At 49.5% G+C, this 14,746-nt stretch carries 16 protein-coding genes; all 16 read left to right on the plus strand.

The features are described 5' to 3' along the window. Positions 1-88: 88 nt before the first annotated feature. The 16 genes from rimP to NSQ19_RS05895 all read left to right on the plus strand — a co-directional run bounded on the left by rimP (position 89) and on the right by NSQ19_RS05895 (position 14,690). Positions 89-556, plus strand: a complete 468-nt coding sequence (rimP, locus tag NSQ19_RS05820; protein WP_013859128.1) for a ribosome maturation factor RimP — start codon at positions 89-91, stop codon at positions 554-556. Between the two features lie 42 nt (positions 557-598). Continuing rightward, positions 599-1,798: a transcription termination factor NusA gene (gene nusA, locus NSQ19_RS05825; RefSeq protein ID WP_013859129.1), complete on the plus strand. Its 1,200-nt coding sequence runs from the start codon at positions 599-601 to the stop codon at positions 1,796-1,798. A 12-nt stretch (positions 1,799-1,810) separates the two neighbouring features. Continuing rightward, complete coding sequence (gene rnpM, locus NSQ19_RS05830) at positions 1,811-2,104, plus strand: RNase P modulator RnpM (protein ID WP_013859130.1); 294 nt, start codon at positions 1,811-1,813, stop codon at positions 2,102-2,104. After that, positions 2,101-2,409, plus strand: coding sequence for a YlxQ family RNA-binding protein (locus NSQ19_RS05835; RefSeq protein WP_013859131.1), 309 nt, complete (start codon positions 2,101-2,103; stop codon positions 2,407-2,409). Before rnpM ends, NSQ19_RS05835 begins: the two co-directional genes overlap by 4 nt. Positions 2,410-2,423: 14 nt before the next feature. Next, positions 2,424-4,994, plus strand: a complete 2,571-nt coding sequence (infB, locus tag NSQ19_RS05840; RefSeq protein WP_340702549.1) for a translation initiation factor IF-2 — start codon at positions 2,424-2,426, stop codon at positions 4,992-4,994. After that, positions 4,991-5,269: a DUF503 domain-containing protein gene (locus NSQ19_RS05845; protein ID WP_013859134.1), complete on the plus strand. Its 279-nt coding sequence runs from the start codon at positions 4,991-4,993 to the stop codon at positions 5,267-5,269. The genes infB and NSQ19_RS05845 overlap by 4 nt, the downstream gene beginning before the upstream one ends. Positions 5,270-5,283: 14 nt before the next feature. Further along, the gene (gene rbfA / locus NSQ19_RS05850) at positions 5,284-5,631 is read left to right on the plus strand and encodes a 30S ribosome-binding factor RbfA (RefSeq protein WP_013859135.1); all 348 of its coding nucleotides are present in this window, start codon (positions 5,284-5,286) and stop codon (positions 5,629-5,631) included. A gap of 92 nt (positions 5,632-5,723) precedes the next feature. Further along, a complete protein-coding gene (truB, locus tag NSQ19_RS05855; protein ID WP_340702550.1) occupies positions 5,724-6,626 on the plus strand; it encodes a tRNA pseudouridine(55) synthase TruB in 903 nt (300 codons plus the stop codon). A gap of 67 nt (positions 6,627-6,693) precedes the next feature. Then, positions 6,694-7,656 (plus strand): bifunctional riboflavin kinase/FAD synthetase, encoded by a 963-nt coding sequence (gene ribF / locus NSQ19_RS05860; RefSeq protein WP_061566946.1) that lies wholly within the window; start codon positions 6,694-6,696, stop codon positions 7,654-7,656. A 112-nt stretch (positions 7,657-7,768) separates the two neighbouring features. Continuing rightward, positions 7,769-8,038, plus strand: a complete 270-nt coding sequence (gene rpsO / locus NSQ19_RS05865) for a 30S ribosomal protein S15 (protein WP_013859138.1) — start codon at positions 7,769-7,771, stop codon at positions 8,036-8,038. Positions 8,039-8,269: 231 nt separating this feature from the next. Continuing rightward, entirely contained in the window at positions 8,270-10,384 is a 2,115-nt protein-coding gene (pnp, locus tag NSQ19_RS05870) for a polyribonucleotide nucleotidyltransferase (RefSeq protein ID WP_013859139.1), read from the plus strand. Continuing rightward, on the plus strand, positions 10,384-11,490 hold the full coding sequence (locus NSQ19_RS05875; RefSeq protein ID WP_195850479.1) for a polysaccharide deacetylase family protein: 1,107 nt from the start codon (positions 10,384-10,386) through the stop codon (positions 11,488-11,490). Before pnp ends, NSQ19_RS05875 begins: the two co-directional genes overlap by 1 nt. 25 nt (positions 11,491-11,515) lie before the next feature. Continuing rightward, entirely contained in the window at positions 11,516-12,754 is a 1,239-nt protein-coding gene (locus NSQ19_RS05880) for a M16 family metallopeptidase (protein WP_340702551.1), read from the plus strand. Positions 12,755-12,820: 66 nt separating this feature from the next. After that, the gene (locus NSQ19_RS05885; protein ID WP_017554506.1) at positions 12,821-13,066 is read left to right on the plus strand and encodes a YlmC/YmxH family sporulation protein; all 246 of its coding nucleotides are present in this window, start codon (positions 12,821-12,823) and stop codon (positions 13,064-13,066) included. 119 nt (positions 13,067-13,185) lie between these two features. Further along, on the plus strand, positions 13,186-14,094 hold the full coding sequence (dpaA, locus tag NSQ19_RS05890; RefSeq protein ID WP_258433328.1) for a dipicolinic acid synthetase subunit A: 909 nt from the start codon (positions 13,186-13,188) through the stop codon (positions 14,092-14,094). Continuing rightward, on the plus strand, positions 14,085-14,690 hold the full coding sequence (locus NSQ19_RS05895; protein ID WP_013859144.1) for a dipicolinate synthase subunit B: 606 nt from the start codon (positions 14,085-14,087) through the stop codon (positions 14,688-14,690). Before dpaA ends, NSQ19_RS05895 begins: the two co-directional genes overlap by 10 nt. Positions 14,691-14,746: the final 56 nt, after the last annotated feature.

Below are 14,746 nucleotides of genomic sequence, written 5' to 3' on the forward strand. Positions count from 1 at the left end.
GAAATACTACGGATAAACGCTCGTGCGAAAGAGTGGGGCCATCACCCCGCTCTTTCGTGTTTTAAATCGGATTTTTGAGGAGGTCAGCATGAGTAAAGTCGTTGAAGTGGTGGAACAACTGGCATCCCCGGTTGTGGAAGGGCTCGGCCTTGAACTTGTTGATATCGAATACGTCAAAGAAGGAAAAAACTGGTTTCTTCGCGTGTATATTGACAAGGAAAACGGGGTCGATATCGAAGAATGCGGGCTCGTCAGCGAACGGCTCGGGGAAAAGCTCGATGAAGCGGACCCGATTCCCCATAATTATTTCCTTGAGGTTTCCTCTCCGGGTGCGGAACGCCCGTTAAAAAAAGCGCGTGATTTTGAACGTGCTGTCGGCCGGACCGTCCTCGTGAAAACGTATGAACCGCTTGACGGGGAGAAAACGTTCCAGGGAAAATTGATTGCTTTTCACAACGGGTACTTAACATTAGAATGTAAAGTGAAAACGAAGAAAATCGAGAAGGAAATTCCGTATGACAAAGTTGCCAACGCACGGCTTGCCGTTGAATTTTAAAAATGCATCATTTTTCAAAAAATGAAGGGGGATCCAATTTCCATGAGCTCAGAACTGGTAGATGCGCTTACGATACTCGAAAAAGAAAAAGGAATTTCGCGGGATGTGCTCGTTGAAGCCATCGAAGCCGCGCTTGTATCGGCATACCGCCGCAATTTTAACCAGGCACAGAATGTAAGGACGGATTTAAATCTGGCGAACGGGACGATCCGTGTATTCGCACGCAAAGACGTGGTTGAAGAAGTATTTGACCCGCGCCTTGAAATCTCGCTTGAAGATGCCCAGAAAATCAATCCGTCTTATGAAATCGGCGATGTTGTCGAATTGGAAGTCACGCCGAAAGATTTTGGCCGGATCGCCGCACAGACAGCGAAACAGGTTGTCACGCAGCGCGTCCGGGAAGCGGAACGGGGAATCATTTACAATGAATTCATCGACCGTGAAGACGAGGTCATGACCGGGATTGTGCAGCGGAAAGATCCGCGTTTTACGTATGTCAGCCTCGGAAAAACAGAAGCGCTGCTACCGCCGGGGGAACAATCCCCGAATGAAACGTATAACCCGCATGACCGGATTAAGGTCTACATTACAAAAGTGGAACGGACAACAAAGGGGCCGCAAATTTTTGTCTCGCGCACCCATCCCGGCCTTTTAAAACGGCTGTTTGAACTTGAAGTGCCGGAAATATACGATGGCATCGTGGAAATCCGTTCGATCGCCCGCGAAGCAGGGGACCGTTCGAAAATTTCGGTTTACACTGACCGCCCGGAAGTTGATCCTGTCGGCGCATGCGTCGGGCCTAAAGGGCAACGCGTCCAGGCGATTGTAAATGAACTACACGGGGAAAAGATTGATATTGTAAAATGGTCGGATGATCCGTCTAAATTTGTAGCAAACGCGTTAAGCCCTGCAAAAGTGCTTGATGTGCTTGTTGATGAAAATAATAAGGCTACAACGGTCATCGTTCCGGATTACCAGTTGTCGCTTGCAATCGGGAAACGCGGCCAAAACGCCCGGCTTGCCGCGAAACTCACAGGCTGGAAAATTGATATTAAGAGCGAAACGGATGCAAGGGGTTTAGGCATTTATCCTCGTTCTGAAACCGCCGGTGATATCGACGGAGAAGGACCGGAGCTTTTTGAAGATGGCGATCCCGGCCGTACTCCCGAAGCACTGGCCGTACCGGATGCGAAAGAAGCGGATCTGCCTGAAAACGGCGGGAAAGATGAAGAGATCGAATAAGGAGTGGGGCTGATGGCGACACGTAAGAAAATTCCGATGAGAAAATGCGTGGCAACGGGAGAAATGAAACCAAAAAAAGAAATGGTCCGTATCGTCCGTTCTAAGGAAGGCGATGTTTCGATTGACCCGACCGGGAAAAAGTCAGGAAGAGGCGCCTATCTTTCAAAAGACGAGGAAGCGGTGCTTTTGGCAAAGAAAAAAGATCTTCTCTCATCCCATCTTGGTGCCGCTATAGACGATGCTTTTTACGATGAAATCATGGCGTTTATTCAAAAGGAAAAAAAGGAGAATAAACAAAAATCATGAACGGGAAGCAGGCAATGTCCCTTTTAGGCCTTGCGTTCAAGGCAGGAAAGATTGTTTCGGGAGAGGAGCCTGTCCTGAAAGAAATCCGGGCAGGCCAGGCAAAACTTGTATTGCTTTCAAAAGATGCCTCATCCAATACGTCAAAAAAGATGTTAGACAAATGCCGTTTCTATCATGTGCCTGTCCGGTGGATAGAGACGAGGGAAATGCTAGGAAAAGCCATTGGGAAAGAGGCGAGAGTCGCAGTTGCAGTAAGTGACCGCGGATTTGCGGAAAAACTTGCTGAACTGCTCGATGAATCATAGGTGGGGGTGACGACATGAGCAAAATACGTGTTTACGAATATGCGAAAGCTCATCATACATCAAGCAAGGAAATTATCACGAAACTAAAACAAATGAATATAGAGGTATCCAATCATATGTCAATGATCGATGGGGAAACAGTAAGGAAGCTGGATTCGGTTTACAGCGGCAACAAACAGCAAGATGGCAAGAAAAACGGGCAAAACGGTCCGTCCGGAAAAGAAAGAAGTACCAGGACCGAAAATGGGGACCGGCAAGGAAACAAACCTGAAAACCGCACCCGGCACGAAAACCAGAAGCAAAATCGCGGAACCGGCGAGAACCGGGCAAACGGAAACGGCCAAAACAGCAAAAACCAAGGGAACAGTGGAAACAGCAGAAATAATAGCAATAACCGTGCTGGCGGCAGCAACCGCAGCGATGGGAGGAGCGGAACGGGCGGCAATAACCGCACGGGCGGCAACAACCGGAATAACGGAAACGGCCAAACCGCAAGCAACAACCGGAATAACGGGAACGGCCAAACCGCAAGCAACAACCGGAGTAACGGGAACGGCCAGGCCGCAAGCAACAACCGGAATAACGGAAACGGCCAGGCCGCGGGCAACAACCGGAATAACGGAAACGGCCAGGCCGCGGGCAACAACCGGAATAGCGGGAACAGCGGAAACAGCCGGAGCAACGGGAATAACCGAAACGGCGGCAACGGAAACCGCGGCAATAACGGAAACCGCGGCAACAATGGACGGCCGTTCAACAAACAAAAGAAAAATAACCGGAAAAATAAAAACTTCAAACCGCAGCCGCAACCGGTCCAAAAGGTAAAAGAACTGCCTGAAAAAATTACGTTCACAGAATCGCTGACCGTTGCGGAACTTGCGAAGAAGCTCTACAGGGAACCTTCCGAAATCATTAAAAAACTGTTCCTGCTCGGCGTTGTGGCAACGATCAACCAGCAGCTTGACAAAGATGCCATTGAACTGATTGCTTCGGAATACGGTGTTGAAGTGGAAGAAGAAGTGATCGTTGACCAGACGGATCTGGAAACGTATTTTACGGAAGACCGTGAAGAAGACCTCGAAGTCCGCCCGCCGGTTGTCACCATTATGGGCCATGTTGACCATGGGAAAACGACAACGCTCGATTTCATCCGCCATACAAAAGTCACCGCCGGAGAAGCAGGCGGGATTACCCAGCATATCGGTGCATACCAGGTGAAAGTAGGCGGCAAAAAGATTACATTTTTAGACACCCCGGGGCATGAAGCATTTACAACGATGCGTGCGCGGGGGGCGCAGGTGACGGACATTACCGTGCTTGTTGTCGCGGCGGATGACGGCGTGAAGCCGCAAACAGTGGAAGCCATTAACCACGCAAAAGCAGCCGGCGTGCCGATCATTGTTGCGGTCAATAAAATTGATAAACCGACAGCGAACCCCGAACGGGTCATGCAGGAACTGACGGAATACAATCTGGTTCCGGAAGACTGGGGCGGGGATACGATTTTTGTCCCGATTTCCGCGCTAACCGGCGAAGGGATTGACAATCTGCTTGAAATGATTTTGCTTGTCAGCGAAGTGGAAGAACTGAAAGCAAACCCGAACCGCCGCGCACTCGGCTCGGTCATTGAAGCGCGCCTCGATAAGGGCAGGGGCCCGGTTGCCACTTTGCTCGTGCAAAACGGCACCTTGCGCATCGGCGACCCGATTGTCGTCGGCCACACTTACGGGCGCGTCCGTGCGATGGTCAATGATCTTGGCCGCCGCGTAAAAGAAGCAGGGCCGTCCACGCCTGTTGAAATTACCGGTTTAAATGATGTGCCGGAAGCCGGCGACCGTTTTGTTGTCTTTGAAGATGAGAAAACAGCCCGCCAGGTCGGGGAAGCACGGAAACAACAGGCTGTCCAGGCGCACCGCAACGAAACCGCGCGTGTCAGCCTCGACACGCTGTTTGAGCAAATGAAGCACGGGGAAATGAAAGAATTAAATGTGATTGTCAAAGCGGATGTGCAAGGTTCCGTGGAAGCATTGACCGACGCTTTGCAAAAGATTGATGTGGAGGGCGTCAACATTAACGTCATCCATACAGGCGTCGGCGCCATTAATGAATCCGATGTGACGCTTGCTTCCGCTTCCAATGCGATTATTATCGGCTTTAACGTCCGCCCGGATAACAACGCCAAACGCGCAGCCGAAACGGAAAAAGTGGATATCCGCCTGCACCGCATCATCTATAAAGCGATCGAAGAAATTGAATCTGCGATGAAAGGCATGCTTGATCCGGAATACAAAGAAAAAATCATCGGCCAGGTTGAAGTGCGGCAGACATTTAAAGTATCACGGATCGGCACGATTGCGGGCGGCTATGTCACAGACGGAAAAATCACCCGTGACAGCGGTGTGCGCGTCATCCGTGACGGCGTGGTCATTTATGAAGGTGTAATTGATACGCTGAAACGCTATAAAGATGACGTGAAAGAAGTCAACCAGGGATATGAATGCGGGATTACGATTAAGAACTTTAATGACATCAAAGAAGGAGATGTCATTGAGTCCTTTATCATGGAGGAAATTGAAAGAGCATGATTGGGAGCGCCCGTTGCGAATTCCGCATTTACGATGCCCGTTCATTGAAAGAAAAAAGGGCAGTGCTGCAAAGAATATTGACGCGGCTGAAGCAAAAATATAATGTTGCAGCCGGTGAAATGGATTTCCAGGATATCTGGCAGCGGACCCTCGTTGAAGTCGTGACCGTTGCTTCGAGCCGGGCGGCGGCTGAAAGAGAATTGCAGCGGGCAATTCAGTTTCTGGATTCCTTTCCTGAATGGGAACGGCTTGAAACAAATATTGAATGGCTATAAATGAGGTGTGAGTGATGAATCTTCGTGCAAACAGGGTTGGCGAGCAAATGAAAAAAGAGCTGAGCGACATTATCGGACGAAAACTGAAAGATCCGCGTGTCGGCTTTGTCACTGTAACCGATGTGGAAGTAACAGGCGATCTTCAGCAGGCAAAAGTGTATCTGACCGTCCTTGGCGATGAGGAACAAAAGAAAGACACTCTTGACGGCCTGGAAAAAGCGAAAGGCTTTATCCGCTCGGAAGTTGGCAAAAGAATCCGGCTCCGCAAAACACCTGAACTGATTTTTGAAATCGATGAATCCATCGAATACGGCAACCGCATTGAGACGCTGATAAAAAAAATCCATGACACGGATGAATGAATGTTTCAGGAAACTGATCGGGGCCGGGACACGGTCCGGTCAGTTTCCTTTTTTAGGGTGATTTTATTGGATTTGCGAAAGGAAGTGGCGCCATGGATGGTATTTTACCGCTCTGGAAACCGGCGGGGATGACCTCCCATGACTGTGTTTTTAAAATCCGGAAGCTTTTCGGCACAAAAAAAGCAGGCCATACCGGCACGCTTGATCCGGATGTGGAAGGGGTGCTCCCGGTTTGCATCGGGCGTGCGACAAAGATTGCCGAATATCTTCAGGATGCCGGCAAAACTTACGAAGGCGAAGCAACGATCGGGGTTTCAACGACGACAGAGGATGCTTCCGGCGACATCATTGAAAAAAAAGAAATTGGCCGTCCGATCAGCCGGGAAGAAATTTTAGCCGCACTCGCTTCGCTTACCGGGCATATTACCCAAATCCCGCCGATGTTTTCCGCCGTCAAAGTGAACGGGAGAAGGCTGTATGAATATGCGCGGGCGGGCATCGAAGTGGAACGCCCTAAAAGGGATGTGGAAATCTACAGCCTTGAACTATTGGACGGGCGGGAGTGTTTTGAAGGGCCGGTTGTATCGTTCCGTTTCCGCGCTTCATGCAGCAAAGGGACGTATATCCGCACGCTTGCTGTTATGATCGGGGAAAAGCTCGGCTATCCCGCACATATGTCCAATCTTACAAGAACGGAAGCCGGCGGTTTTTCAAAGGAACAATGCGCCACATTTCAGGAGATCAAAAAAGCCGTGGAAACAGGCATCAAGGAAAGCCTGCTCTTCCCGCTGGAGGCCGGGATCCGCCATTTGCCGAAATGGGAAATTAGTGATACATTAGCAGAGAAAGTAAAGAACGGTGCCGTGTTGAAAAAACCGGAGACTTGGCCGGAAACGGGAGACAGGCTTGCTGTCTTTTTCCGCGGAAAAATGCTCGCGGTATACGTGGCGTATCCCGGCCGGCCCGGCTTTATCAAACCGGCGAAAGTGTTGTAAAAAGCCTTCCGGGTATAAAACGGGAAGGCGGCTGCTTCAATTTGTAAAAGGGAAAAGGTGAGAAATTTTGAAAACTATAACGGTCCATCATCCCCATTCCTTTAAGCCCGGCGATTTTCCGCCGCTTGCCATCGCATTGGGTTATTTTGACGGCATCCATCTCGGGCATCAGAAAGTGATCAAAACAGCCCGCGGGATCGCTGAAAAAAACGGATGGAAGAGTGCCGTCATGACATTTGAACCCCATCCTTCCGTTGTACTGGGAAAGAAAAAGGATGGCATTGAACTGATTACACCGCTTGAAGACAAGATCAAGCTAATCGAAAAACTGGGCGTCGATTACCTGTTTGTCGTCCGTTTTACCTCCCGTTTTGCATCTCTTTTGCCGCAGCAATTTGTCGACCAGTATCTGGCCGCACTCGGCGTGAAACATGTTGTTGCCGGTTTCGATTATACATACGGCAAATTTGGGAAAGGCAATATGGAGAATCTCCCTGAATATGCAAACGGCAGGTTCGGGATTACGGTGATCGAAAAACTGGCCCTTGAAAATACCGGGGAAAAAGTCAGCTCCACCCTGATCCGGTCAAAAATCAGGGAAGGAAAAGTCGGGGAAGTGAAGCCGCTGCTCGGGCGCGATTACGAGATCAAAGGCATCGTCGTCCATGGCGAAAAACGGGGCCGGCAGCTCGGATTCCCGACGGCAAATCTACAGCTCACCGCGCCGTATATGCTGCCGCCGAACGGGGTATACATTGTGCAAATGAAAGTCGCAGATACATGGCATAACGGCTTATGCAGCGTCGGCTACAATCCTACGTTTAAAAATCCGGAAGAATATGAAAAAACGACAGAAGTATATCTGCTTGATTTTTCCGACACCATTTACGGGGAAGAAGCAGTTGTCAAATGGCTTGCGCGCATCCGCGAAGAGAAAAAGTTCGCCCGCGTTGAGGACTTGATTGAAGAAATGAAACGGGATGAAACGGCGGCAAGGCGTTACTTTGAAAAACAGGGAACTGCCACTTGAGTTTTATGCGAAAAAGTAGTATTCTATTACAGTACCGGAACCTGTGCTTGGCAGCGCGACTCACCGACGCCTGCTCGGCAACAGGGGATAGGAAACAGAGGAGGTGAACAGGATGGCGATTTCAAAAGAACGTAAAAATGAAATCATCAACCAATTTAAAATCCACGAGAACGATACCGGTTCTCCGGAAGTGCAAATTGCTGTATTGACAGAAGAAATCAACAAATTGAACGATCATTTGCGTGTCCATAAAAAAGACCACCATTCACGCCGCGGCTTGATGAAAATGGTAGGGAGACGGCGTAATTTGTTGACCTATCTGCGCAATAAAGATGTGCATCGTTACCGTGAATTGATTAACCGGCTGGGCTTGCGCCGATAAAAAAATGCAGAATGCAAAAAGCGGGAGTATTCCCGCTTTTTTGCAATGTGTTTTTCTTCCCTCAAATTTTGGGACAGATGTATTTCAAATTGCCGCCGGGTTTCCCGTACTGCCCCGGCGCGGCTTGTACATACATAGCAAACGGTTGGTTCGTTTTTGAATCATTACCCGCGCTTATCTTTTCATGAATGTGAAACAATATATGCAAAAAGAAAGGAGATTTTGATCTGTATGGTACAGGATAAACATACCTATACGATAGATTGGGCCGGCCGCCCGCTCACCGTGGAAATCGGCCAGCTCGCAAAACAGGCAAACGGTGCTGCGCTCGTCCGTTACGGCGAAACGGCTGTCCTCAGTACAGCAACCGCTTCTAAAGAACCGAAAAATGTGGACTTTTTTCCACTGACCGTAAATTATGAGGAACGGCTTTACGCTGTCGGGAAAATTCCGGGCGGTTTTATCAAAAGAGAAGGGCGCCCGAGCGAAAAAGCCATTTTGTCAAGCCGGCTGATTGACAGGCCGATCCGCCCGCTCTTTGCCGACGGCTTCCGCAATGAAGTGCAGGTCGTCAGCATGGTCATGAGCGTCGACCAGGACTGCACGCCGGAAATGGCAGCAATGCTCGGGTCTTCGCTTGCGCTTTCCGTCTCCGATATTCCGTTTGAAGGCCCGATTGCCGGCGTCATCGTCGGAAGGGTGGACGGCAAGTTCCTCATTAACCCGACTGTGGAACAGATGGAAAAAAGCGATATCCATTTAACCGTCGCAGGCACAAAAGACGCCATTAATATGGTCGAAGCGGGCGCGAAAGAAGTGCCGGAAGAAGTGATGCTTGAAGCGATTATGTTCGGGCATGAGGAAATCAAGCGCCTGATTGCTTTCCAGGAAAAAATTGTGGCTGAAATCGGGAAAGAGAAAATGGCTGTCGAATTGTTCGAACTCGACGAAGAACTGGTGGAAAAAGTCAGCGGCATGTGCCGGGATGAGATGATCGAAGCCATCCAGGTCCATGAAAAGAAAGCGCGCGAAGAAGCGATCAGAAAAGTGGGCGATGAGGTGCTCACCCGGTTTGAAGCGGAAGAAGCCGATGAAGAAACGGTCAAGCAGGTTAAACAAATTTTGCACGATATTGAAAAAGAAGAAGTCCGCAAGCTGATTACAGTCGATAAAATCCGCCCGGACGGCCGCAAAATCGATGAAATCCGGCCGCTTTCCTCCGAAGTCGGGGTTTTGCCACGCACGCACGGTTCCGGGTTGTTTACCCGCGGGCAAACACAGGCTTTAAGCATTTGTACGTTAGGCGCTTTAGGCGATGTGCAAATTTTGGACGGGCTCGGCATTGAAGAGTCGAAACGGTTTATGCACCATTACAATTTCCCTTCGTTCAGCGTCGGGGAAACCGGGCCGATGAGAGGGCCGGGCCGCCGCGAAATCGGGCACGGGGCACTGGGCGAGCGTGCGCTGGAACCGGTCATTCCGGATGAAAAAGAATTTCCGTACACGATCCGACTTGTATCCGAGGTGCTGGAATCGAACGGATCCACTTCACAGGCAAGCATTTGCGCTTCCACCCTTGCGATGATGGATGCCGGCATTCCGATTAAAGCGCCGGTTGCCGGGATTGCGATGGGACTTGTGAAATCCGGTGAACATTATACGATTTTAACCGATATCCAGGGCATGGAAGACCATCTCGGCGATATGGACTTTAAAGTGGCCGGCACATCCAAAGGCGTCACCGCGCTGCAAATGGATATTAAAATTGCAGGGCTGTCGAGGGAGATACTGGAAGAGGCGCTGCAGCAGGCGAGAAAGGGCAGAATGCAGATTCTCGACCATATGATGTCGACGATTTCGAAAACACGCGACCATTTGTCCGTTTATGCGCCGAAGATTTTAACCATGACAATCCATCCGGATAAAATCCGCGACGTCATCGGGCCAAGCGGCAAACAAATCAATAAAATCATTGACGAAACCGGCGTGAAAATTGACATTGAACAGGACGGCACCATCTTTATTTCTTCGACGGACGAAGACGCAAACAACAAAGCGAAGCAATTGATTGAAGATATCGTCCGGGAAGTCGAAGTCGGCAAGGTTTACCTCGGCAAAGTCAAACGGATCGAAAAATTCGGCGCTTTTGTGGAAATCTTTAACGGCAAAGACGGCCTCGTCCACATTTCCGAGCTCGCCGAAGAACGCGTCCGGAAAGTCGAAGATGTTGTCAAGATCGGCGATGAAATTCTGGTCAAGGTGACGGATATTGACAGCCACGGGCGCATCAACCTTTCCCGCAAAGCCGTTTTAAAGGAGCAGCAAAAAAAAGAAAATAAATCGTGATGAAAGTCAGGGAGTCCTGGCTTTTTTTATTTGTCCCGCGCGCCCGTTCTATGCCCCTTCCCCATTTCATACTTTTTTTAAAGAAGGGGGAAAATAACGTGAATAAAGCAAAACGCTTGATTGCGCTTGGCTTGATTGCTATTCTAGCATTGTTGCTTGCGGGAAATCCGCTTTCCGCCCGGTATTTAAGGGAGCGGGCCGCTTTTAGCACACAAGAGAACGAGCTTCAGGAAAAAATTGAACAGGCTGCAAAACGATTTTACCGCCCGCCGGAAAATGCCCGGATTGACAGGGTTTGGAAGGCGGTCCCCGGCTACAATGGGGTGGAAGTGGATCAAAAAGCTTCTTACTTGAAAATGAAACAGGACGGCCGTTATGACGAACGCAAACTGGTGTTTAAACAAATTCCCCCTGCCGTCCACCTTGGAGATCTGGATCCGGCCCCTGTCTATACGGGAAATCCGGATAAACCAATGGTTGCTTTTTTAATCAATGTCGCATGGGGAAATGAATATTTGCCGGATATGCTAAAAACTTTAAAAAAACATCATCTTCATGCTACCTTTTTCTTAGAGGGGCGATGGGCAAAAGAAAACCCTGAGCTTGCCCGCATGATTGTAAGCGGCGGGCATGAAACCGGGAACCATTCCTATACCCACCCCGATTTTAGCACTTTGCCGGAATCAAAGATCAAAAGCCAGCTGGTGAAGACAAACCGGGTGCTTGAAGCGATTACGGAAGAAAAAGTGAAGTGGTTTGCCCCGCCGAGCGGCAGTTACCGGGATGAAGCGGTAAGCATCGCAAAATCAATGGGAATGGAAACGATCATGTGGACGGTCGATACGGTCGACTGGCAGAACCCCTCCCCAGGGGCGATTGTAGAGCGCGTAATCGCAAAAGCACAGGGCGGTTCGCTTATTTTAATGCATCCGACCGCTTCCACAGCAAAAGCATTGGAACCGTTGATTGTCAGGCTGGAAAAGAAAAATTTACAAATCGGGACCGTTTCAAAATTGCTCGATGAGGAAAGAATCATTAAAAATGAGGACGGAACGTTTTTAGACAGCGAAAAGGATCCCGCTGATACAAAAGACGGCACAGAGTGAAATGAGACTTTCGAGGAGGCACAACATGATACAAAAATATACTTGCAATAACGGCTTAAGGATTGTACTGGAAGAAATTCCAACTGTCCGTTCGGTTGCGATCGGCATTTGGATCGGCACCGGTTCGAGAAATGAAAATGAAAAAAACAACGGCATTTCCCATTTTCTTGAGCATATGTTTTTCAAAGGGACAGAAAAAAGGAGCGCAAAAGACATTGCCGAGGCCTTTGATGCCATTGGCGGCCAGGTGAATGCTTTTACGTCGAAAGAATATACATGCTTTTATGCGAAAGTGCTCGACACGCACGCGCCGCTCGCGCTTGACATTCTGTCGGACATGTTTTTCCACTCCACTTTTTCAGAAGAAGAAATGGAACGGGAAAAAAGCGTTGTCAATGAAGAAATCAAAATGTATGAAGATACGCCGGACGATATTGTCCACGATTTGCTTGGCAAGGCCATTTATGAAAACCATCCGCTCGGCTATCCGATTTTAGGGACGGAAGAAACGCTTGCATCGTTTACGAGCGACGATCTCCATCAGTATGTATATGATATGTATACCCCTGACCGCGTTGTCGTCTCCGTTGCCGGCAATGTGCCGCCGTCTTTCGTAAGGGAGATTGAAGCCTTGTTCGGCTCCTATGAAGGCGGGAAGGAAGAGACGGGCGGCGAAACGGCCGTTTTTCATACGAATGACCTTGCACGCAAAAAAGAAACAGAACAGGCCCATCTCTGCCTCGGATTTGAGGGGAAGAAAATCGGCAGTGACAATATTTATGAGCTGATTGTCCTGAATAATATATTAGGCGGCAGCATGTCCTCCCGCCTTTTCCAAAATGTGCGGGAACAGCGGGGGCTTGCATATTCGGTGTATTCCTACCATACCGCCTATAAGGACAGCGGCATTTTAACGATTTACGGCGGAACGGGCGCCTCCCAATTGGACGAGCTGTTTGAGACGGTACAGGAGACGCTGCAGACGCTGAAAGCAAAAGGGGTAACAGAAAAAGAAGTGCGAAACTGCAAAGAACAGTTAAAAGGGAGCCTCATGCTCAGCCTGGAGAGCACAAACAGCCGCATGAGCCGGAACGGAAAGAACGAACTGCTGTTAAAGAAGCACCGTTCGCTTGATGAAATGCTCGAGGAAATCGACCGCGTCACCGTGGAAAAAGTCAATGCCTGTGCGCGGGAGATTTTCTCCAAACCGTATTCGGCCTCTTTAATCAGCCCGGACGGAAAATTGCCGGAGCGGTTGTCTTAAAAACGGCATATCTTTTCCATCCCCCGCATAAAATGGAATCAGTCCATGAGAGAAAGAAGGGGGAATATGCGGCTCAGCGAACTCAGCGGAAAAGAAATGGTCGATTTTAAAAAAGCGGAACGGCTCGGGGTATTGGGCTCCACGGACCTTGAAATTGATGAAGCGAGCGGAAAAGTGGAGGCCCTGATCATCCCGGTCGGAAGGCGGTTTAAAAAACAGGCGAACGAGATCCGTGTCCCGTGGAACCGGATCAGAACGATTGGTGCCGATATGATGATTTTGGAAGTGCCTGAAAACCAGTACAGCTATTAAAAAGGCAAAGAAGCATGCCGGGTGCCCCGGCATTTTTCTTTGCCTTTTTTCACAAAAAACATGCTGCCGCCATAAGATATGGGGAATCCCCCATGCACATGGAAAAGAAGGTGAGGCATTTGTTGACCGGCGTCCAAATTGCCATCATAGGCGGAGATGCACGCCAGCTGGAAGTGATCCGGAAACTTGCGGATCTCGATGCGAAAATTTCATTGATCGGATTTGAACAGCTCGATTTTGTGTATTCCGGCGTCACGAAAGAAAAATTTAAAGATATCCGGTTTTCGGAAATGGATTGCGTCATTTTGCCGATTACCGGGACAGCGGACGACGGGAAAATCGATTTGATTTTTTCGAACGAAGAAGTTGTGCTGACCGGTGATATGCTGGCTGAAACGCCGCCTTATTTTACGATCTATACCGGCATCAGCAATCCGTATTTGGAACAAATTGCTAAAAAAGCGGGCCGCCGCCTTGTGAAACTATTCGAGCGGGACGATGTGGCAATCTATAATTCGATTCCGACCGTCGAAGGAACGATCATGATGGCCATTCAGAACACGGAATTTACGATTCACGGCTCAAATGTTGCCGTCCTCGGCCTTGGCAGGGTGGGAATGAGCGTTGCCCGGGCTTTCCGCCATCTCGGCGCGAAGGTGAAAGTCGGCGCGAGAAAAAGCGAACATCTTGCGAGGATAACGGAGATGGGGCTTGTGCCTTTTCATTTAAACGATCTTGAACAGGAAGTAAAAGACATTGACATCTGCATTAATACGGTTCCGCACCTGATTGTGAACGCATCCGTTATCCAAAAGATGCCTTCGCATACGCTCATTCTGGATATTGCTTCCAAACCGGGCGGAACGGATTTCCGGTATGCCGAAAAGCGCGGCATTAAAGCGATGCTGGCGCCGAGCCTGCCTGGCATTGTCGCGCCGAAAACAGCCGGGCGGATACTCGGGAATGTGCTCGGCCGGCTGATTGAAGAAGACGTTTTAAAAAGAAAGGGGTCATCGCCATGGATGTAAAGGGAAAAAGAATCGGCTTCGGCTTAACCGGCTCCCATTGCACTTATGCGGCCGTTTTTCCTGAAATCGAAAAGCTAGTGGCATTAGGGGCGGAAGTCATCCCGGTGGTCACGCACACGGTGAAAACGACGGATACAAGATTCGGCAAAGGCTCAGAATGGGTGGAAAAAATTGAAAAATGCACCGGGCAAAAAGCGATTGATTCGATTGTCGAGGCCGAGCCGCTCGGGCCAACCCTCCCGCTTGACTGCATGGTGATTGCGCCCCTGACCGGATTTACGATGAGCAAACTGGCGAACGCGCTCACGGATTCCCCGGTGCTGATGGCCGCCAAAGCGACGCTCCGCAATTTGAAACCGGTTGTGCTCGGCATTTCGACCAATGATGCGCTCGGATTAAACGGCGTGAATTTGATGCGGCTGATGGCAACAAAAAACATTTATTTTATTCCGTACGGGCAGGACGACCCGGACAACAAACCAAATTCAATGGTGGCGAGAATGACTGCCCTTGCCGATACGGTTTCGCTTGCACTCGAGGGGAAACAAATCCAGCCTGTCATTGTCGAACGTTTCCGCGACGGAAAATCGCCTTGAAAACGATTTAAAATTAAAAAATACACACGGTGCCGGAAGACTTGTGATACAATAAT

Source organism: Weizmannia sp. FSL W8-1119 (assembly GCF_038008605.1).
GTDB lineage: Bacteria > Bacillota > Bacilli > Bacillales > Bacillaceae_C > Weizmannia > Weizmannia coagulans.